At 57.1% G+C, this 18005-nt stretch carries 20 protein-coding genes; 11 read left to right on the top strand and 9 right to left on the bottom strand.

Going from position 1 to position 18005, the window contains the following annotated elements:
- Positions 1 to 22: 22 nt before the first annotated feature.
- Both ACR0NE_RS15760 and ACR0NE_RS15755 read right to left on the bottom strand, forming a co-directional pair.
- The gene (locus ACR0NE_RS15760; RefSeq protein WP_170392600.1) at positions 23 to 313 is read right to left on the bottom strand and encodes a hypothetical protein; all 291 of its coding nucleotides are present in this window, start codon (positions 311 to 313) and stop codon (positions 23 to 25) included.
- Between the two features lie 322 nt (positions 314 to 635).
- Positions 636 to 2234: a phosphoenolpyruvate carboxykinase gene (locus ACR0NE_RS15755; protein WP_170597407.1), complete on the bottom strand. Its 1599-nt coding sequence runs from the start codon at positions 2232 to 2234 to the stop codon at positions 636 to 638.
- Between the two features lie 344 nt (positions 2235 to 2578).
- Between ACR0NE_RS15755 and ACR0NE_RS15750 the strand changes: the two genes are divergently transcribed.
- The 7 genes from ACR0NE_RS15750 to ACR0NE_RS15720 are packed head-to-tail and all read left to right on the top strand — an operon-like array spanning position 2579 to position 7986.
- Positions 2579 to 3283, top strand: coding sequence for a response regulator transcription factor (locus tag ACR0NE_RS15750; protein ID WP_170392598.1), 705 nt, complete (start codon positions 2579 to 2581; stop codon positions 3281 to 3283).
- Positions 3284 to 3315: 32 nt separating this feature from the next.
- Positions 3316 to 5025, top strand: a complete 1710-nt coding sequence (locus ACR0NE_RS15745; RefSeq protein WP_170597405.1) for a sensor histidine kinase — start codon at positions 3316 to 3318, stop codon at positions 5023 to 5025.
- Between the two features lie 3 nt (positions 5026 to 5028).
- Positions 5029 to 5499, top strand: coding sequence for a phosphoenolpyruvate carboxykinase (ATP) (locus ACR0NE_RS15740; RefSeq protein WP_170597403.1), 471 nt, complete (start codon positions 5029 to 5031; stop codon positions 5497 to 5499).
- Complete coding sequence (gene rapZ / locus ACR0NE_RS15735) at positions 5496 to 6377, top strand: RNase adapter RapZ (RefSeq protein ID WP_480459726.1); 882 nt, start codon at positions 5496 to 5498, stop codon at positions 6375 to 6377. Before ACR0NE_RS15740 ends, rapZ begins: the two co-directional genes overlap by 4 nt.
- Positions 6374 to 6766: a PTS sugar transporter subunit IIA gene (locus tag ACR0NE_RS15730; protein ID WP_170392594.1), complete on the top strand. Its 393-nt coding sequence runs from the start codon at positions 6374 to 6376 to the stop codon at positions 6764 to 6766. The genes rapZ and ACR0NE_RS15730 overlap by 4 nt, the downstream gene beginning before the upstream one ends.
- A 16-nt stretch (positions 6767 to 6782) precedes the next feature.
- Positions 6783 to 7052 (top strand): HPr family phosphocarrier protein, encoded by a 270-nt coding sequence (locus ACR0NE_RS15725; protein WP_170392593.1) that lies wholly within the window; start codon positions 6783 to 6785, stop codon positions 7050 to 7052.
- A gap of 34 nt (positions 7053 to 7086) precedes the next feature.
- Positions 7087 to 7986: a lysophospholipid acyltransferase family protein gene (locus tag ACR0NE_RS15720; protein WP_170597399.1), complete on the top strand. Its 900-nt coding sequence runs from the start codon at positions 7087 to 7089 to the stop codon at positions 7984 to 7986.
- A 79-nt stretch (positions 7987 to 8065) separates the two neighbouring features.
- Here the strand turns inward: ACR0NE_RS15720 and ACR0NE_RS15715 are convergent, their stop codons facing one another.
- Positions 8066 to 8941: a 3-hydroxybutyryl-CoA dehydrogenase gene (locus ACR0NE_RS15715; RefSeq protein ID WP_170392931.1), complete on the bottom strand. Its 876-nt coding sequence runs from the start codon at positions 8939 to 8941 to the stop codon at positions 8066 to 8068.
- Between the two features lie 163 nt (positions 8942 to 9104).
- On the opposite strand from ACR0NE_RS15715, the gene ACR0NE_RS15710 reads away from it, so the two are divergent.
- The gene (locus ACR0NE_RS15710) at positions 9105 to 9923 is read left to right on the top strand and encodes a DUF6473 family protein (protein WP_480459725.1); all 819 of its coding nucleotides are present in this window, start codon (positions 9105 to 9107) and stop codon (positions 9921 to 9923) included.
- A 63-nt stretch (positions 9924 to 9986) separates the two neighbouring features.
- Here ACR0NE_RS15710 and ACR0NE_RS15705 read toward each other — a convergent pair whose 3' ends face one another.
- The 6 genes from ACR0NE_RS15705 to ACR0NE_RS15680 all read right to left on the bottom strand — a co-directional run bounded on the left by ACR0NE_RS15705 (position 9987) and on the right by ACR0NE_RS15680 (position 14254).
- The gene (locus ACR0NE_RS15705) at positions 9987 to 10916 is read right to left on the bottom strand and encodes an electron transfer flavoprotein subunit alpha/FixB family protein (protein ID WP_170402252.1); all 930 of its coding nucleotides are present in this window, start codon (positions 10914 to 10916) and stop codon (positions 9987 to 9989) included.
- Positions 10916 to 11674 (bottom strand): electron transfer flavoprotein subunit beta/FixA family protein, encoded by a 759-nt coding sequence (locus tag ACR0NE_RS15700; RefSeq protein WP_170425241.1) that lies wholly within the window; start codon positions 11672 to 11674, stop codon positions 10916 to 10918. The genes ACR0NE_RS15705 and ACR0NE_RS15700 overlap by 1 nt, the downstream gene beginning before the upstream one ends.
- Before the next feature lie 185 nt (positions 11675 to 11859).
- Positions 11860 to 12432 (bottom strand): cob(I)yrinic acid a,c-diamide adenosyltransferase, encoded by a 573-nt coding sequence (locus ACR0NE_RS15695; RefSeq protein WP_170425243.1) that lies wholly within the window; start codon positions 12430 to 12432, stop codon positions 11860 to 11862.
- A 3-nt stretch (positions 12433 to 12435) separates the two neighbouring features.
- On the bottom strand, positions 12436 to 12636 hold the full coding sequence (locus ACR0NE_RS15690) for a twin transmembrane helix small protein (protein ID WP_170392587.1): 201 nt from the start codon (positions 12634 to 12636) through the stop codon (positions 12436 to 12438).
- A gap of 79 nt (positions 12637 to 12715) precedes the next feature.
- Positions 12716 to 13543 (bottom strand): SDR family NAD(P)-dependent oxidoreductase, encoded by an 828-nt coding sequence (locus ACR0NE_RS15685; protein WP_170392586.1) that lies wholly within the window; start codon positions 13541 to 13543, stop codon positions 12716 to 12718.
- 69 nt (positions 13544 to 13612) lie between these two features.
- Entirely contained in the window at positions 13613 to 14254 is a 642-nt protein-coding gene (locus ACR0NE_RS15680) for an SH3 domain-containing protein (RefSeq protein WP_480454364.1), read from the bottom strand.
- 200 nt (positions 14255 to 14454) lie between these two features.
- Here ACR0NE_RS15680 and parC point away from each other — a divergent pair, with 200 nt between their 5' ends.
- The 3 genes from parC to ACR0NE_RS15665 form a co-directional block, all read left to right on the top strand.
- Positions 14455 to 16803: a DNA topoisomerase IV subunit A gene (gene parC / locus ACR0NE_RS15675; protein WP_170513470.1), complete on the top strand. Its 2349-nt coding sequence runs from the start codon at positions 14455 to 14457 to the stop codon at positions 16801 to 16803.
- Between the two features lie 97 nt (positions 16804 to 16900).
- Entirely contained in the window at positions 16901 to 17491 is a 591-nt protein-coding gene (locus ACR0NE_RS15670; RefSeq protein ID WP_170392584.1) for a hypothetical protein, read from the top strand.
- A 116-nt stretch (positions 17492 to 17607) separates the two neighbouring features.
- Positions 17608 to 18005: GTP-binding protein (locus tag ACR0NE_RS15665; RefSeq protein WP_480780083.1), on the top strand; the 398-nt coding region annotated here is incomplete at its 3' end.

The following is an 18005-nucleotide window of genomic DNA, read 5'->3' as shown; positions in this document are numbered from 1 at the left end:
GATTACAGATCTGGGGTGGCGATCACCTGGGCGCATGAACCAGATACCGTCCGCGATTGGCGCTGCCGCTTTGCGACAGATAACCCTTTTGAACCAGAGACTTCAGCGCGCGGAAAAATGTCGGGCGAGATACGCTTTTGACCAGCGTGTGTTCGATCAGACCAAAGGTGCGTACTTCGCGATCATCTTTCGACAGTTCTTCGGCGGCATAGTAGATGTCGCGCTCGACCGGTGAGAGTTCTTCCAGCCCAAGAGTGCGCTCCATACTTTGCATCAATTTGCGCAGTTCGGTGAGTTTTGAGATTTCAGTCATTACTTGCCTATAGTTTCCGTGACGGACCGAGGCAGTTCGAAAGGCTGACCTTTGGAACACATCACGCCGACACCCATCCCCGTGTAGAAATAATCATTACCTTGTTGAACGGCCCGAGACATGATGTGAGTAAGATAGCCCGGATCGCCCGATGTTCAAATTTAACAGAAGCCGCTGCCAAAGGACGCCGGGCTTCGAAGCGTCTTGGGTAAATTGCGATAGCGCATGTTGCACGTTATCGCAATGAACTTGTCTGTGTGCACACAAGGTGCCGAAGCGTAAGCTTTGGTGGGTCAGGGGCCATGATGGCCCCTAAATTCTATCAACCGATCGCGACAGCTTTGATGTCTTCGTCGATGAAGGGCAGGTACTGCTCGAAGTTTTCCGCGAACATGTGCACCAGCTTTTCCGCCTGTTTGTCGAACGCTTCCTGATCGTCCCAGGTGCGGCGCGGATCCAGCAAGACCTCGGGCACACCAGGGACAGAGACCGGCACATCGAAGCCGAAATTGGCGTCCTTGCGGAATTCCGCATCGGTCAGTGATCCTTCCAGCGCAGCCGTCAGCAGCGCGCGGGTGGCCTTGATTGGCATGCGACTGCCCACGCCGTAGGCACCTCCAGTCCAGCCGGTGTTGACCAACCAGCAGGTCGCGCCATGCTGAGCAATCTTATCGCGTAGAAGGTTGCCATAAGCCTCGGGGCGGCGTGGCATAAAGGGCGCGCCAAAGCAGGTCGAGAAGGTGGGCTGCGGTTCGGTCACGCCACGTTCGGTCCCGGCGACCTTCGAGGTAAAGCCGGAAAGGAAGTGATACATCGCCTGCGCAGGCGTCAACCGAGCGATCGGAGGCAAAACGCCGAACGCATCGCAGGTCAACATGATGATGTTCTTAGGATGCCCGCCTAATGCAGTTTTCGACGCGTTGGAGATGTATTCCAACGGGTAGGCGCAGCGCATATTCGCAGTCAGAGAGTCGTCGTTGAAATCCAGCTCTTTGGTCTCGGGATCAAAAACCATGTTCTCGATCACAGTGCCAAATTTCGAGGTGGTGGCGTAGATTTCTGGCTCGGCTTCGGCATTCAGGTTGATGGTCTTGGCATAGCAACCACCTTCAAAGTTGAAGGTGCCTCGATCCGACCAACCGTGTTCGTCATCACCGATCAAGGTGCGCGACGGGTCGGCAGACAGGGTGGTCTTGCCGGTGCCGGACAGGCCGAAGAATACGGCGGTGTCGACCGGGTTGCCAACCGCGTGGTTAGCCGAGCAGTGCATCGGCATCACGCCTTTTTCGGGCAGCATATAGTTCAGCAGGGTGAAGACGGACTTCTTGTTCTCGCCGGCGTATTCGGTGCCGCCGATCAGGATCAGCTTGCGATCAAAGTTCAGTGCAATCACCGTTTCGCTGCGGCAGCCATGCTTTTGGGGGTCCGCCTGGAAGCTGGGACAGTTGATGATGGTAAAGTCAGCCGTGAAATCATCCAGATCCTCACGATCCGGACGGCGCAGCAGGTGGCGGATGAACAGGTTGTGCCACGCCAGCTCGGTTACCATGCGCACATTGATCGAGTAGCTGGGATCAGCCCCGCCCACGAGGTCCTGAACGAAGTAGTCGCGGCCTTTCATATGGGTCAGCATATCTTCATAGAGCGCGTCAAAACCTTCAGGGCTCATGGCGGCGTTGTTTTCCCACCAGATGCTGTCGGCAACACTGTCTGTCTTGACGACATGCTTGTCCTTGGGCGAGCGGCCAGTGAATTTGCCGGTGGTGACCAGAAAGGCGCCGCCATTGCCAAGGGTGCCTTCGCCGCGCTTCAGCGCTTCTTCGATCAGCGCCGGTTCCATGAAGTTGTAATAGACATTGCCCAGACCCTCGATGCCCTGATCTTCGAGGCAGAATTGCGGGTTAACCCGTCCAGATGTCATGTGTGTCTTCTCCTGTGGCGGCGCGAGGGCCTTGGGCCGGGTGCACCATTGGGGCGGATACCGGAAAGAGCCGGCGGTCAAGCGCCTCTTATCACGGTATTTTGGGACATGAACAGGAGGGTTGGGGGTAGTTAGCGCAACCAAGTTGAGGTTTAGCGCCATCACGATTTGTCTGCCGTAAATCAAGGCAGCTATTTGGGCGCAGCAAGGCAAATTTGCCGCATACCTGCCGCAAGAATGGCACGATTCGAGGTTACGAGTTGATTCGGTGGCTCAAAACCGCCAACAATGCCTTACAAAAAAGCGTATTATTGCGCGAGTGAGCAGGAATAGGGGTGAACCCGATGTCAAAGATTGCACTGGTGGACGACGACAGAAATATCCTGACGTCCGTGTCCATGACACTCGAAGCCGAAGGGTTTGAGGTCGAAACATACAACGATGGTCAGGCTGCGCTGGACGCTTTCAACAAAAAGCTACCAGACATGGCCGTACTGGATATCAAGATGCCGCGGATGGACGGCATGGATCTGCTGCAAAGGCTGCGGCAGAAAACCCAGATGCCCGTGATTTTTCTGACCTCCAAAGATGACGAGATTGACGAGGTTCTGGGTCTGCGCATGGGTGCAGATGACTACGTCAAAAAACCATTCTCTCAGCGGCTGCTGGTCGAACGGATTCGCGCCTTGTTGCGCCGTCAGGAAGCGGTCGATGGTGATGTGACCAACGCGGCCTCGGGCGATACAAAAGTGATGGAGCGGGGCGAGCTGCGGATGGACCCGCTGCGCCACGCAGTCAGCTGGAAAGGCAATGATGTCTCGCTGACAGTTACCGAGTTTCTGCTGCTGCAGGCCTTGGCGCAACGTCCGGGCTTTGTCAAAAGTCGCGATCAGCTGATGGATGTGGCTTATGATGATCAGGTCTACGTGGATGACCGCACCATTGACAGTCATATCAAGCGACTGCGTAAGAAGATGCGCGCAGCCGATCCCGAGTTTTCGGCGATAGAAACGCTGTACGGTATCGGGTATCGTTATAACGAAGAATAGGCGCGGCCGTTTTATCAAGCCGAAGGGGTCTCGTGCGCGATACTGAACAAGCCAACCAAGTGCACGACGCAGACGTCGTTCTTGGGGATGACTGGGTCATCCCCCAAGACCCTGATGCTGCCGAGCTACAGGCCAAGCGTTCGCGACGAAACCTGTTTTCTATGCGCTATTCGCCCCTGGCGCGCAGGATCATCACCTTCAACCTCATTGCCCTTGTCATTTTGGTGGCAGGGCTGCTGTATCTGGACGACACGCGAAAAGAACGGGTTCAACAGACCGCGCAGAACCTGGTCGGTGATGCGCAACTTGTCAGCAACGTTTTTGAAACCCAGCTGCGTCAACCCTCTGCCAATGGTGCAGGCACATTGGATGTCCGTGATACGCTAGCGGGTCTCAGCTTGCCCGAAGGCGGCGAGGTTTTTGTTTATGACGGCACGGGCACTCTGATCGGTTGGACACGCGGGGCGTCCATGGCCGACAAATTGCCCAGCCTTTTGCATCAGGACGCCGACAGCGCCACTGGAAGCACTTTGATCAGCGACGCATTGAATGCGGTTTGGAATGGTGTGTCTGCGGTCTTTAGCGGTTCTTCCGAAAGCGAGGCTCCGACGCTGGCGCAACGGGTGCAGGAAATGATCCCGCAGGCGCTGAACGGCGGATTGCAAGTACAGGCCGTGCTCGACGATAAAGGCAAGACGGTGATTGTCGCCGTGGCCCCGATCCTATTGGACGATACGCCTGTGGGTGCCGTTGCTATGGCGGGCCCGGCGGGCGAGATCGATGCGCTGGCCCGCAAGGAGCAAGAGCGGATCCTGCAGATGTTTGTGGTGGCACTGCTGGTCTCGATCGGTCTGAGCCTCGTTTTGGCCTCAACGATTGCCAATCCTCTTGCTGATCTGGCCGCCGCTGCCGAGATGGGCAAGGACCGCGGAGCCGGAGTGAACCCCGGACGTATCCGCATCCCGGATCTCAGTGCGCGTCCGGATGAAATCGGCCGCCTGAGCCAGGCTTTGCGCGGGATGGTCACGGCGCTTTACAACCGCATTGACGCGAACGAACAATTTGCGGCCGATGTCGCGCATGAGATCAAGAACCCACTGGCCAGCCTGCAATCCGCCGTGGGCACCATGCGCATGGTAAAACGCGATGATCAGCGCGAAAAGCTATTGGGCGTGATTGAGCATGATGTGCGGCGATTGGATCGACTGGTCAGCGATATCTCGAACGCATCGCGGCTGGACGCGGAACTGGTGAAAGAAGAAGAGCAGCCCTTTGACCTGCTCAATCTGCTTGGCAATATCAGTCAGTTTCTGGGTGAAGATGCCCGTTCGAAAGGCATCGAATATATCACAGACCTTCCCTCCGACCCCATCGTGGTCAACGGGCTCGAGGCGCGTCTGGCGCAGGTCTTTGTCAACCTGATCACCAATGCGATTTCGTTCTGCGAAGACAAAGACGCCATCCGGGTCTGGGTCCGCCGTCGTGACAACCGCGTGCTCGTTGTGGTTGAAGACACCGGTCCCGGCATTCCTGATCAGGCGCTGACCAAGATCTTCAAGCGTTTCTATTCCGAACGCCCCGAAGAGCATTTCGGCAACAATTCGGGCCTTGGATTGGCGATTTCGAAACAAATCGTCGAGGCGCATGGTGGTGTGATCTGGGCAGAAAACATCCGTCCGACCGAAGCCGATATCACCTCGGACCCGCTAGGTGCGCGGTTTGTTGTCGGGCTTCCCGTCTAGGTTATGACGATCACCCCACTTTCTGAGATAGCGGATCAAGGGTCGGCCTGCATTCATGGAACCTGTGTTGCGGTTCAGGAAAAAGGCTTATTGATCATTGGCGCCTCGGGTACTGGCAAATCTTCTTTGGCGCTACAGATGATGGCGCTTGGGGCGCAGCTTGTCGCTGATGACCGGGTCGAATTGACCGGACAGGCCGATCACGTGATGGCAGCTGGACTTCCGCAGATCCGCGGCCTGATTGAAGCGCGCGGCATTGGGTTGCTGCGAGCTGAAGCCGCGAGGCCGGTCCGATTGGCATTTGTTGTGGATATGGACCAAGCCGAGCCTGCGCGGCTGCCTGAACCCACTGAAATTCTTGTGCTGAAGCAAACTGTTCCCTTGCTTCGGGGGGCTGGCGTGCCCAATTTGGCTGCAGGACTTATTCAACTTGTGAAAATGGGGCGCGTAGCCCCGGAATGGCCGAATACATGACAGCACAACAGCGCGTCGTTCTGATAACAGGTCCTTCCGGTGCAGGGCGATCGACCGCAATTCATGTGCTTGAAGATCTGGGGTTTGAGGCGATTGACAACCTGCCGATGGGGTTGCTGGCTCGCCTCGTCGACAATTCGGAGCCTGCGCGCCCAATGGCTTTGGGTATCGACGCGCGCAACCGCGATTTTTCAACCACCGGGTTTATCGAACTTGCCGCCAAACTGGGCCGGATGGAGAATGTCGACCTGACGATCCTCTATCTGGATTGCCGGGACGAGGTGCTGCTGCGTCGCTTCTCGGAGACCCGCCGCCGTCACCCGGTTGCGACTGATGCCAGCCCGGAAACCGGCATTTGTCAGGAAAAGGAACTGTTAGCCCCAATTCGCGAGTTTGCCGACACGCTGATCGACACCAGCGCGTTGAATGTGCATCAGCTGCGGGAAGAGGTCGAACGCTTGTTCGCCCCAAAGGGCGGGCGGCATCTGGCGGTGTCGATCGAATCCTTCTCGTACAAGCGGGGCTTGCCGCGCGGTTTGGACATGGTGTTCGATTGCCGGTTTCTGGCCAATCCATACTGGCGGCCTGAACTGCGGGATGCGGATGGTCGAAACTCGGATGTGGCGGCCTATGTTCAATCAGATGCAAACTATGGCGTCTTCTTTGACCGGGTGGTCGACCTGCTGATCGAACTGCTTCCGGCCTTCCGTGAGGAAGGCAAAGCGCACCTTTCAGTTGCATTTGGGTGCACCGGAGGGCAGCACCGCTCGGTCGCGGTGGCTGAAGCAGTTGCAAAGGCCCTTGCAGAAGGGGGGCAGCAGGTGGCAATTAGGCATCGCGAAATGGAACGACGCGCGTTGAATGTGAGGCCGGGGTGATCGGGATTGTAATTGTTGCACATGGCGGGTTGGCGCAGGAATATCTGGCCGCCACGCAGCATGTGGTTGGAAAGCAACCCGGACTGGTGGCCATCCCGATAGAAGCCGACCATGATCGCGAAGCGAAACAAGTTGAAATCTGCCGCGCGGCGGACGAGGTCGATATGGGCGATGGCGTCGTTGTGGTGACCGATCTGTTTGGCGGCAGCCCCTCGAATCTGAGCCTGCGCGCATGTGCGCCACAAGACCGGCGAATCCTTTACGGGGCCAACCTTCCCATGCTGATCAAACTGGCCAAAAGTCGCCACTTGCCACTGGCCGAGGCCGTGCGTTTGGCTTTGGAAGCTGGACGAAAGTACATCAATGCGCAAAATGTGACATTGGATTGACACCGGATAGACTCATATGACGACCAAGAGTTTGAAAATTATCAATGAAAAGGGCCTTCACGCCCGCGCTTCTGCCAAGCTGGTCGAGGTGGTCGAAGGCTTTGATGCGCGCGCCGAGGTGTCACGAGACGGGCTTTCTGCCTCGGGCGACAGTATCATGGGCCTTTTGATGTTGGCAGCGTCGCGCGGAAGCACTATTGACGTCGAGACGTCCGGCCCGGATGCTGAGGCGTTGGCAGAGGCTTTGGAAACATTGGTGAACGATAAGTTCGGCGAAGGGTTCTGACAGCCACGACACCAAGGACGGAAAGACAAGGCAATTGGCGGAAACCACGCACGATACCAAGACAGGTCCTGTAGTGGATCAAGACACCGATCAGGGTGAAATCTACGACCGCAGAACCCTGACCTACGCCAACTCGTTTGACGATGCCTGGACGTCTACGGCCATTCGCGCCATCGAATGGTGCACAGGCAAGCTGACCATCTTGCGCATGGTCAACAAGTTCGAGAAGCAGAACGAACGCTATCGAGGTCAGAAGTTCTGGGGCGGTGCGCTCAAGACCATGGGTATCGAGCTGACAACCCCAGCCGAACAGATCGCCCGCATCCCAAAAGAAGGCCCCGTAGTGGTCGTCGCGAACCATCCGCACGGCATGGTTGATGGCATGATCTTCGCTGAACTCATCGGCCGGGTCCGCAGTGACTATCGCATCCTGACCCGCTCAGTCCTGACTGGGTTGGATGAAGCTGCGACCTCATTCATGATCCCGGTGCCGTTCCCGCATGATCCTGAAGCGCAGGCCAAGATGCTCGAGATGCGCAGCAAGACGATGAAACATCTGGCAGATGGGGGCGTTGTCGCGTTATTCCCGTCAGGTGTTGTGATGTCTTCGGATGATTGGTTCGGACCAGCCATCGAGCGGGAGTGGAATGTCTTCACCGCGAAGATGATCCGTAGGTCGGGTGCCAAGGTCGTGCCGATCTTCTTCCCCGGCAGCAACTCGCGCTGGTATCAAATTGCCAACCGGATATCGCCCATCCTGCGCCAGGGCCTGCTGCTGCACGAAATCGTCCGCTCCTGCAACAAACCCCAGTCTCCGGTCATCGGTGATCCGATATCGGATGAAGACATGGCGCTGCTGGAACGCGACCCACGCGGCTTCATGGCCTGGCTCCGGGATCACACCATGGCGCTGGGCAAGACGCTCAAATCCTGATCCGCCCCTTCATCTGGCCAAAAATATCTCGGGAGTGAATTGAGCCATAGGCTCAAGAGAGGGCTGGCCCTCTCAGATTCTACCGTGTGGGTACCGGAACCTCGCCTCGATAATCATAAAACCCGCGTTCGGTTTTGCGTCCCAGCCATCCGGCTTCGACATATTTCGTCAACAGCGGGCAGGGGCGATACTTGGTGTCTGCCAGCCCGTCATGCAGCACGTTCATGATCGCCAGACAGGTATCCAAGCCGATGAAGTCCGCCAGTTCCAATGGGCCCATAGGGTGGTTTGCGCCCAGTTTCATCGATTGGTCAATGGACTGCACATTCCCGACACCTTCATACAATGTGTAAACCGCCTCATTGATCATGGGCATCAGAATGCGATTCACGATAAAGGCCGGAAAATCTTCGGCGCTGGCTGAGGTTTTGCCAAGCCGGTCCACTACGGCTTTACAGGAGTTAAAGGTTGCTTCATCGGTGGCGATGCCCCGGATCAACTCGACGAGCTGCATCACAGGGACCGGGTTCATGAAGTGGAATCCCATGAAACGTTCGGGCCGGTCGGTGCGGCTGGCCAGCCGGGTAATTGAGATCGACGAAGTGTTCGATGTCAGGATCGTATGTGGCTGTAGGTGCGGCAACAGGTCTTCAAAGATTGCCTGTTTCACCGTTTCCCGCTCGGTCGCGGCTTCGATTACAAGATCGGTCTGCCCCAAATCCGGCAGATTCAGCGTCGTCGTGATCCGACCCAACGCGGATTTCACTGCATCATCCGAGATTTTGCCGCGCGACGCTTGACGCGCCAGGTTGGTTTCAATGGTTGCCATCGCGCTGTTTAGCGCGTCCTGGCTGACATCGTTCAGTAGAACATCATACTCTGCCAACGCCATAACATGAGCAATCCCGTTGCCCATCTGTCCAGCGCCGATCACTCCGACTGATTTTACGTCCATTTGTTCGATGCCCTTGTTCGCAGAATATGGCGACATTATCGGCAGTTCCCTATGGGCGGCAAGGGGACGGGGACAGTCAATTTCACTTCAAATGCGCGCATTAGGACTTTCTCAAGACTTGCGGCGGCAAAATGGCGGTTGGGTGAATATTTGGGTGAGTGTGATGAGCTATCAATCGATCAATGCGGTCCATTCCGCGGAAACAACGTGCGAATATGAAAATTCGAAACTACGTTTCAGGGGCCCCCAAAGGGCGTTGAACAACCCCTATGTTGCATGTTTGGGGGGCGAAGAGACTTTTGGCCGTTTCGTAGAAACCCCCTTTCCCAATGAGTTGGAACGTCGTTTGGATCGCCGCTGCCTCAATCTGGGCAGCCTGTTCTGCGGTGCCGAGGCGTTGACGCAGGACAAAGGGCTACTGGAGATCGCAAACCGGTCTGATATATGCGTCCTGCAGTTACCCGGCATGCTGGGGCTATCGAACCGATTCTACCGGGTGCACCCACGACGCAATGACCGTTTCGTTGCGCCGAATGCCGATCTGGTTGCGCTGTATCCCGAAGAAGATTTTACGGATGTCCATTTTGTACAGCACTTGCTGAACCGCCTGTCGGCACGCTCGGATGCCCGTATTGAACTTGTGGAACAAGAGCTGCGCAATGTCTGGATCGAAAAGCTCGGCAAGTTTCTTGCAGAAGTAGGCCCGCCCGTCCTGCTTTTGCATCTGCAAGTGGAGAGAAGCGATTTGGATTCGACACCGGGTGACGGCTTTGCAATCAACCCCGAGATGATTGAGCCTTTGAGACCCCATTGTACGGATATTTTGTCCTTGCAGGTTCAGGTATCCGGCGTATCCGATGAGCTTGAAGACATGTTGTTTGGCACCCTGCAACAACCGATTGCCGAGCATATGATCGGCCCAGCTACACATCGCAATATCGCTGGCTCACTTGCACAAGTGATCAACGACCTGGGCGCATAAACAGCAAAGGCCCGCCGGTGGCGGGCCTTCTAAGATTTTTCGTCGAAAAATCTTTGTCTGAAATCAGCCGAGTTTTTCGGTGAGTTCCGGTACGGCCTGGAACAGGTCTGCGACCAGACCGAAGTCTGCGACCTGGAAGATAGGCGCTTCTTCGTCCTTGTTGATCGCAACGATGACCTTGGAGTCCTTCATGCCCGCCAGGTGCTGGATCGCACCCGAGATGCCGACTGCAACATACAGGTCAGGGGCAACAACCTTGCCGGTCTGACCCACCTGCCAGTCGTTCGGGGCGTAGCCCGAGTCAACTGCGGCGCGTGAGGCACCAACGGCGGCTCCCAGCTTATCGGCTAGGCCTTCGATCAGTTTGAAGTCGTCTTCCGAGCCAACACCACGGCCACCCGAAACAACAACACCAGCCGAAGTCAGTTCAGGACGGTCGCTTTCAGCAACCTTGTCCTCGACCCACGACGACAGGCCGGGGTTTTCGCCGACCGAGATGGTCTCGACCGCCGCCGAACCACCTTCGCCCGCCGCATCGAAGCTGGCGGTCCGGATGGTCACGACTTTCTTGGCGTCGTTCGATTTCACGGTCTGGATCGCGTTACCCGCATAGATCGGACGCTCGAAGGTCGTGGCATCGACCACGCCGGACGCGTCCGAGATCACCATCACGTCCAGCAGGGCTGCAACGCGCGGCATCACGTTCTTGGCGTCGGTGGTGGCAGGGGCAACGATATGCTCGTACCCATCGGCCAGACCCACGATCAGGGCTGCGGTCGATTCCGCCAGGCGATGACCCAGCGAGGCGTCTTCAGCGACCAGAACCTTGGATACGCCATCGATCTTGGCAGCGGCCTCACCAGCAGCAGCGGCAGAACCACCTGCGGCCAGAACGGTGATGTCGCCCAGCGATTTGACGGCGGCAACGGTCTTGGCTGTGGCGTCAACCGACAGCTCACCATTGTTAACCTCTGCGAGAAGAAGAACAGCCATTACACAGCCCCCGCTTCTTTGAGTTTCTCGACCAGCTCATCAACCGAGCCCACGATGATACCTGCGGCGCGTGCCGGCGGCTCTTCGGTCTTGACGATTTCCAGACGCGGCGTGACGTCGACGCCATAATCGGCGGCGGTTTTTTCATCCAGCGGCTTTTTCTTCGCCTTCATGATGTTCGGCAGCGACGCATAGCGCGGCTCGTTCAGGCGCAGGTCGACGGTGACGATGGTCGGCATTTTGACAGAGATGGTCTGCAGACCGCCGTCAACCTCACGGGTGATCTTGGCGGTGTCGCCTTCGATGTCCAGCTCGGACGCGAAGGTGCCTTGCGACCAGCCCAGCAGGGCCGACAGCATCTGGCCGGTAGCGTTCATGTCGTTGTCGATCGCCTGCTTGCCCGCCAGAACGATGCCGGGCTGCTCTTCTTCGACCACTTTGGCGAGGATCTTGGCAACTGCAAGCGGTTCGATGTCCTGATGCACGTCATCCGCCGCGACAACCAGAATGGCACGGTCGGCGCCCATGGCCAGTGCGGTCCGCAGGGTTTCCTGCGACTGTTTCACACCGATCGAAACGGCAACAACCTCATCGGCCTTGCCCGCCTCTTTCAGGCGGATCGCCTCTTCCACGGCAATTTCGTCGAACGGGTTCATCGACATTTTTACATTGGCGAGATCAACGCCGCTGCCATCCGCTTTCACACGAACTTTCACGTTGTAGTCAATCACGCGCTTGACAGGCACGAGTACCTTCATTTTTGCGTATGCTCCTTACAAAAACGGCAAGCCGCGCAGCGACTCCACCAATGCTCTCGCTGGCTTAGATAGCGGGTCGTGATGTTCTGCGACAGAGCAAAATCGTCACGTCATGGTTTCGAGACGTCGCGTTTTGTCATTTTTTGGACCAGAAACGAAATTTAGTTTCCCGACGGCAGGCGCGATCACCGGTTTGCGCCGGGAATCCAGAGCACATCATCGTGCCCGCCGTTGTTGGCACAGCGCGCGGCGACAAAGAACCAATCGCTCAGGCGGTTGAGGTATTTGACAGCCACCTCATTGACCGGTTCCATGTTTGTCAGCTCAACCGCCAACCGCTCGGCCCGGCGCGAAACTGTTCTGCACACATGCAGATGCGCGGCCAAACGTGAGCCACCGGGCAGGATGAAACTGCGCAAGGGCTGGAGCGCTTCGTTCATCGCGTCGATCTCTGCTTCAAGCCGGTCGATCTGAGCGGAAACGATACGCAGGGGCGGGTAGTCGGCCTCGGCATCCTTATCCATGTCGGGGCGGCAGAAATCGGCACCCAGATCAAACAGGTCATTCTGGATACGGGACAAGGCGGCTTCGACTTCTCCGTCTGCTTCGGTCCGTGCCACGCCGACAAAGGAATTAAGCTCATCCACAGTGCCATAGGCCGCGACACGCCCGGAATATTTGGCGACGCGCTCGCCATTGCCCAGAGCGGTTTTCCCATCATCGCCGGTGCGCGTGTAAATCTTGTTGAGAACAACCATGCCTTACCCTCCCTGCCCACGCAGATAGACGTAAAGTACGATCAGCAGCACCGCGATGAACTGAAACAGGATACGCAGGCGCATCAGCTTGTTGCTTTTCAGCGCGGCCTCTTTGCCGGGTTTTCCAAAATTGGCAATGCCCATCACCAGCACGACGACGACCGCCGCCATGGCCAGAAGCAGTATGACCATCGTCAGGTCCATAGCTCACCGTCCGTGTTTGTTCAGTTGTTGAGCCGTCATCTAGCGTTGATAGCGGCAAAAGCGAACAGGTAATTTCGCCTCATATGTCCGAGAGGATGCGATCAATGGCCCGGGTAGGCAGAATACGGCGCAGATATCCGGCGATATAGGTGGGCGTCGTCACATAGTATCGCGGACGTGGGCGCTTGGATTCAACCGCATGCGCCAATTTGGCGGTAACAGCCGAGGCAGGCAGTTCGAACTTGTCAGGTCCGGAGGATTCGTAGAGGCGTTTCAGCAGCGTATCCTCGTATCTCTGTCGCAGGGCTGAGCTTTTCCAGTCAATAAAGCGTTCGAAGACAGGGATCGCGTTCACACGGATCTTCGAGGTGACCGGGCCTGGTTCGATCAGGATGACCTTGATGTCGGTGTCTCGTAGCTCTAGGCGCAAGGTATCGGTCAGGCCTTCGATGGCGTATTTGGTGGCGACGTATGCCCCGCGCCAGGGAAACGCGACCAGTCCCAACACTGATGAGTTCTGCACGATGCGTCCATGGCCCTGAGCCCGCATCACGGGAATCACTTGCCGGGTCAGTTCGTGCCAGCCAAATACGTTGGTCTCGAAAATTAGGCGAAGCCCTTCGATTGGGACATCTTCAACCGCGCCGGGAAGGCCGTGAGCGCCATTGTTGAACAACGCATCCAGCGTGCCACCGGTCGCGTCCAAAACCTGCTGCAGGCCTGAGGTAATGCTATCGGAATCGGTATAGTCGATCAGCGGGCTGTCGAAACCCTGTGCCCGTAGCCGATCACAGTCACGCTGTTGACGGCATGAGGCAAAAACGCGCCAACCGCGCGCGCGCATCCCGTGTGCCGCGTCCAGACCGATCCCGGATGAGCAGCCTGTGATCAGAATTGATTTCTGCATATTGCCCCCGCCTGTGTATTTCGCCCATAGCTATGGCGAGCTTTAGGTCAGGACAATGACACAGTTGCGTCAGTTTGTTGGTTTCCGAACCAGTGAGGCAGAAATCCAACCCACCCGCTGATCAGGGTATAACCGCAACCGCAGCCAGCCGGTGCCGGAATCACTGAGAACCTCAACGCGCTGGCCAAGTTTGGCTTTGGCGATGATGGGGTAAATCGTTCCGGGCCCATCGCGCATATTGACCCGCGTGCCCGAGATTTCGCGGATATCTTTCTCGGGCTCGATGACCTGATTCACAGGTGTGATGTCATCCTGCACCTCGGCCTCGACCTGCAACAGTCCGGCGGCTCCGTCTTCAAGCGAAGCCAGAGTAAAGCTGACGCCGTTCTCGTCAAATGCAGAGAACTGAGACAGCGGATCGTTGGTGACTTGTGACAGGACGACTGCGGCATCCTCCTCTACTTGTGGCTCGGGCTGAGCGCGCGCCTGTACAATGCGCGCGGCAACGTTGGTCACAAGGTCTTCAGCCCGAGGTGCGTGGTCGTCTTTAGCCCGAGGTGCGTGGTCGGATGCAGGCTCATGTTCTGGCACAGAGGCAACGCGAACCGGTTGCTCGGTGCGGGTGCCCCGCGGTTCGAAATCCGGGCCCCCGCTCATCACATAGAAGCTCCAGCCGAGCATGGCGAAAGTGATAACAATAACACGCTTCATGGCGCACCCCCTGGCAATCGTAACATCAATAAAAGGCAGCAGTCTTAATGTTCGAAACCCTACCATAGATTCAGCTTCGAGTCGAAAAGCGGGGGAAATCCGATACTTGCCTCCCCCTGTTGCAAAAAGCCCGACTTGTCCCCAGCAAAATATGCGCCGATTGCTTTACCCGCGCGCGCTTGCGTCGTATCACATCATGTATGAACGATACGATCGACGACCCCAATATGGAGACCCCTGACAATGGGGGCGAGGTAGCCGAGCCGCTGCGCCGCGCAATTGGCGAGCGCTACCTGACCTATGCGCTTTCCACCATCATGCACCGCGCTTTGCCAGATGCGCGCGATGGATTGAAGCCGGTTCACCGGCGAATCCTCTACGCGATGCGCGAGTTGCGACTCAGTGCGACGGGCGGTTTCCGTAAGTCAGCGAAAATCTCTGGCGATGTGATGGGTAACTATCACCCTCATGGCGACGCGGCGATTTACGACGCAATGGCGCGACTGGCACAGGACTTCAACGTCCGATATCCACTGGTCGACGGGCAGGGGAATTTTGGCAATATCGACGGCGATAATCCGGCGGCCTCTCGATACACCGAGGCGCGGATGACCATCGTGGCCGAAGCCCTGTTGGAAGGGTTGAACGAAGACGCTGTCGATTTCCGCGACAACTATGACGGCACACTGACCGAACCGGTCGTGTTGCCCGCACAGTTCCCGAATCTACTGGCCAATGGCGCCAGCGGTATCGCGGTGGGCATGGCGACGAATATCCCGCCGCATAATATTTCTGAGTTGTGCGACGCTTGTCTGCATCTGATCAAGACGCCGGATGCGCGTGACGATACGCTATTGAATTATGTTCCCGGCCCGGATTTTCCGACCGGCGGCGTCATTGTCGAGCCGCCCGAAAATATCGCGCAGGCCTACCGCACCGGGCGTGGATCCTTCCGGCTGCGCTGTAAATACGAGGTTGAAGATCTGGGGCGTGGCCAGTGGCAGATCATCGTCACCGAGATTCCCTATCAGGTTCAGAAATCCAAGCTGATCGAAAAGATCGCGGAACTGATCCAGACCAAGAAGATCCCGATCCTCGCTGATGTCCGCGACGAATCCGCTGATGACATCCGCCTGATCCTTGAACCACGCTCTAAGAATGTGGACCCCGAGGTGCTGATGGGCATGCTCTATCGCAACTCGGACCTTGAGGTGCGCTTCAGCCTCAACATGAACGTGCTGATCGACGGGGTGACGCCTAAGGTCTGCTCGATGAAGGAAGTGCTGCGCGCGTTCCTTGACCACCGGCAAGAGGTGCTGATCAGGCGGTCGCGTCACCGCATGGCCAAGATCGACCACCGCCTTGAGGTATTGGAGGGCTTTATCGTCGCCTTCCTGAACCTCGACCGGGTGATCGATATCATCCGCTACGACGACGACCCCAAGGCCGCTCTGATGCGCGAAGATTGGGGCATCGATCACGTCCGCGCAACCGATGAGTCCGATTACGTCTCGCCGAAGCCGGGTGAGGGCGAACTGTCCGAGGTGCAGGTCGATGCAATCCTCAACATGCGCCTGCGCAGCTTGCGCCGTCTGGAAGAGATGGAACTGGTACGCGAACGTGACGAACTGATGCTGGAACGCGCCAACCTCGAAGACCTGCTGGCCGACCCCGCCCTGCAATGGGCCAAGATCGCCGAGCAACTCAAAGAGACCAAGAAGACCTTCGGCAAAGACTATGAAGGCGGCGCGCGCCGGACACAATTTGCCGAGGCAGGTCAGGTCGAGGAAGTGCCGCTTGAGGCGATGATCGACAAGGAACCGATCACGGTCGTCTGCTCTCAGATGGGTTGGATCAGGGCAATGACCGGCCATATCGATCTGAAGCGCGAGTTGAAGTTCAAAGATGGTGACGGCCCACGTTTCATTTTCCACGCGGAAACTACGGACCGCCTGCTGGTCTTTGCGTCAAATGGCCGATTCTATACAGTCAGCGCCGCTAACCTGCCCGGCGGGCGTGGCATGGGCGAACCGCTACGTCTGATGGTCGACCTGCCGAACGAGGCGCAGATTATCGACATCCTGATCCACAAACCGGGGCGCAAGCTGCTTGTGGCCTCGGATGCGGGCAACGGCTTTATGGTGCCGGAAGATGACGTTCTGGCGCAGACCCGGAATGGCAAACAGGTGCTGAACGTCAAAGGAGACGAGACGGCGATGATCTGTAAGCCGGTTGAGGGCGATCATGTTGCTGTTGTCTCGCAGAACGGGAAATTCCTAGTGTTCCCGACAGAGGAACTGCCCGAGATGACCCGTGGTAAGGGTGTCCGCTTGCAGAAGTACAACATGGCGCGTGGGCGGCAGGGCACACTGGAATTGGATGGTGGGTTATCCGATATCACCACCTTCAACTGGGAAGAGGGCCTGAAATGGTCCATGGGCGGCGACAAAACCCGGCACGAGGCAGATATGTCCCAATGGTTGGCCAAGCGTGCGGGTGTTGGGAAAAAAGCACCTTATGGCTTTCCGAGGGATTACAAGTTCTCGTGATATGCTGTCCGCTTGGTGAAAATCTGCCGATACGGCTTGGCACAACCCGTATCGGTGCGCTACATCCAAAGAAAACAGGCCTATCGAGACGAGAGACATGCTGCGCATTCTGACACTGATCACCGGGTTGGCCCTGATGGGCGCATGCACCCAAACGCAGGTTTATGAAGACCCCGAGTCGCTGGGTGAATTCAAGCTACGCGTGAATTATGCCTTTGCGGAAAAGGCCGTTCAGGGACCGGTTTCGCGGGATGCTACGCCGGATGAATGGACCAAAGCGATCCAGAATGCAGTGGACATCAGGCTTGGCCGGTATGAAGGTTCACAGGAATACGACATTGGCATCAGTCTCGAGGGCTACATGTTGGCACCTCCGGGAATTCCTGTGATTTACAACCCCAAAAGCACCGCCATCGTTCTGGTAAACGTCTATGACGTCGAAAAGAAAGAGTTCCTTGCTAAAGGCAAGCAGTTTCAGGTGCTCGAAGATACCACCGGTGAAAGCGCCCTTACTGGATCAGGAAATGCGCGCACCCGAGAAGAACAGATGAACGGTCTGGCCTTGAAGGTTGCCGACCGGGTTGAGGAGTGGCTGGCCGAAGAGCACAAGGATGATGGCTGGTTTGACAAGCGCCCCAGCTTGATCCAGCCGCTTGAAACCGAAGCTGTCACACAAAATCCGGCGTGATGGATGCATTTCCCTCAGGATGTGCTTGATTTTCCCCCCTGAACCAAATATCTCGCGCGCGCAGATGTAACCACGGGACCAAGGGTCCCCCAAATTGCAAAAAGGGCGCCTGAGGAATGGCAAAGGAAAAGTTTGAGCGTAATAAGCCGCACGTCAACATCGGCACGATTGGCCACGTTGACCACGGCAAGACCACGCTGACCGCAGCAATCACCAAGTATTTCGGTGACTTCAAAGCGTATGACCAGATTGACGGCGCGCCTGAAGAAAAAGCACGTGGCATCACCATCTCGACCGCCCACGTGGAGTACGAGACCGACAACCGCCACTATGCGCATGTCGACTGCCCCGGCCACGCCGACTACGTCAAGAACATGATCACCGGTGCCGCTCAGATGGACGGCGCGATCTTGGTTGTGAACGCAGCTGACGGCCCGATGCCGCAGACCCGCGAGCACATCCTGCTGGGCCGCCAGGTTGGCATCCCGAAGATGGTCGTGTTCATGAACAAAGT

The sequence above is a fragment of the Ruegeria sp. C9 genome, from assembly GCF_056537585.1.
Note: the sequence above shows the minus strand (reverse complement) of the source record. Positions and strands in the feature narration are given on the sequence as shown.

Bases quoted from the DNA above. Each gene is read 5' to 3' on its own strand.
- ACR0NE_RS15690 (WP_170392587.1), bottom strand. From the start codon at position 12,636: ATGGACCTGACGATGGTCATACTGCTTCTGGCCATGGCGGCGGTCGTC.
- ACR0NE_RS15725 (WP_170392593.1), top strand. From the start codon at position 6,783: ATGACGACCAAGAGTTTGAAAATTATCAATGAAAAGGGCCTTCACGCC.
- ACR0NE_RS15705 (WP_170402252.1), bottom strand. From the start codon at position 10,916: ATGGCTGTTCTTCTTCTCGCAGAGGTTAACAATGGTGAGCTGTCGGTT.
- ACR0NE_RS15680 (WP_480454364.1), bottom strand. From the start codon at position 14,254: ATGAAGCGTGTTATTGTTATCACTTTCGCCATGCTCGGCTGGAGCTTC.
- ACR0NE_RS15760 (WP_170392600.1), bottom strand. From the start codon at position 313: ATGACTGAAATCTCAAAACTCACCGAACTGCGCAAATTGATGCAAAGT.
- ACR0NE_RS15740 (WP_170597403.1), top strand. From the start codon at position 5,029: ATGACGATCACCCCACTTTCTGAGATAGCGGATCAAGGGTCGGCCTGC.
- ACR0NE_RS15750 (WP_170392598.1), top strand. From the start codon at position 2,579: ATGTCAAAGATTGCACTGGTGGACGACGACAGAAATATCCTGACGTCC.
- ACR0NE_RS15715 (WP_170392931.1), bottom strand. From the start codon at position 8,941: ATGGACGTAAAATCAGTCGGAGTGATCGGCGCTGGACAGATGGGCAAC.
- ACR0NE_RS15710 (WP_480459725.1), top strand. From the start codon at position 9,105: ATGAGCTATCAATCGATCAATGCGGTCCATTCCGCGGAAACAACGTGC.
- rapZ (WP_480459726.1), top strand. From the start codon at position 5,496: ATGACAGCACAACAGCGCGTCGTTCTGATAACAGGTCCTTCCGGTGCA.
- parC (WP_170513470.1), top strand. From the start codon at position 14,455: ATGAACGATACGATCGACGACCCCAATATGGAGACCCCTGACAATGGG.
- ACR0NE_RS15670 (WP_170392584.1), top strand. From the start codon at position 16,901: ATGCTGCGCATTCTGACACTGATCACCGGGTTGGCCCTGATGGGCGCA.
- ACR0NE_RS15695 (WP_170425243.1), bottom strand. From the start codon at position 12,432: ATGGTTGTTCTCAACAAGATTTACACGCGCACCGGCGATGATGGGAAA.
- ACR0NE_RS15755 (WP_170597407.1), bottom strand. From the start codon at position 2,234: ATGACATCTGGACGGGTTAACCCGCAATTCTGCCTCGAAGATCAGGGC.
- ACR0NE_RS15700 (WP_170425241.1), bottom strand. From the start codon at position 11,674: ATGAAGGTACTCGTGCCTGTCAAGCGCGTGATTGACTACAACGTGAAA.
- ACR0NE_RS15685 (WP_170392586.1), bottom strand. From the start codon at position 13,543: ATGCAGAAATCAATTCTGATCACAGGCTGCTCATCCGGGATCGGTCTG.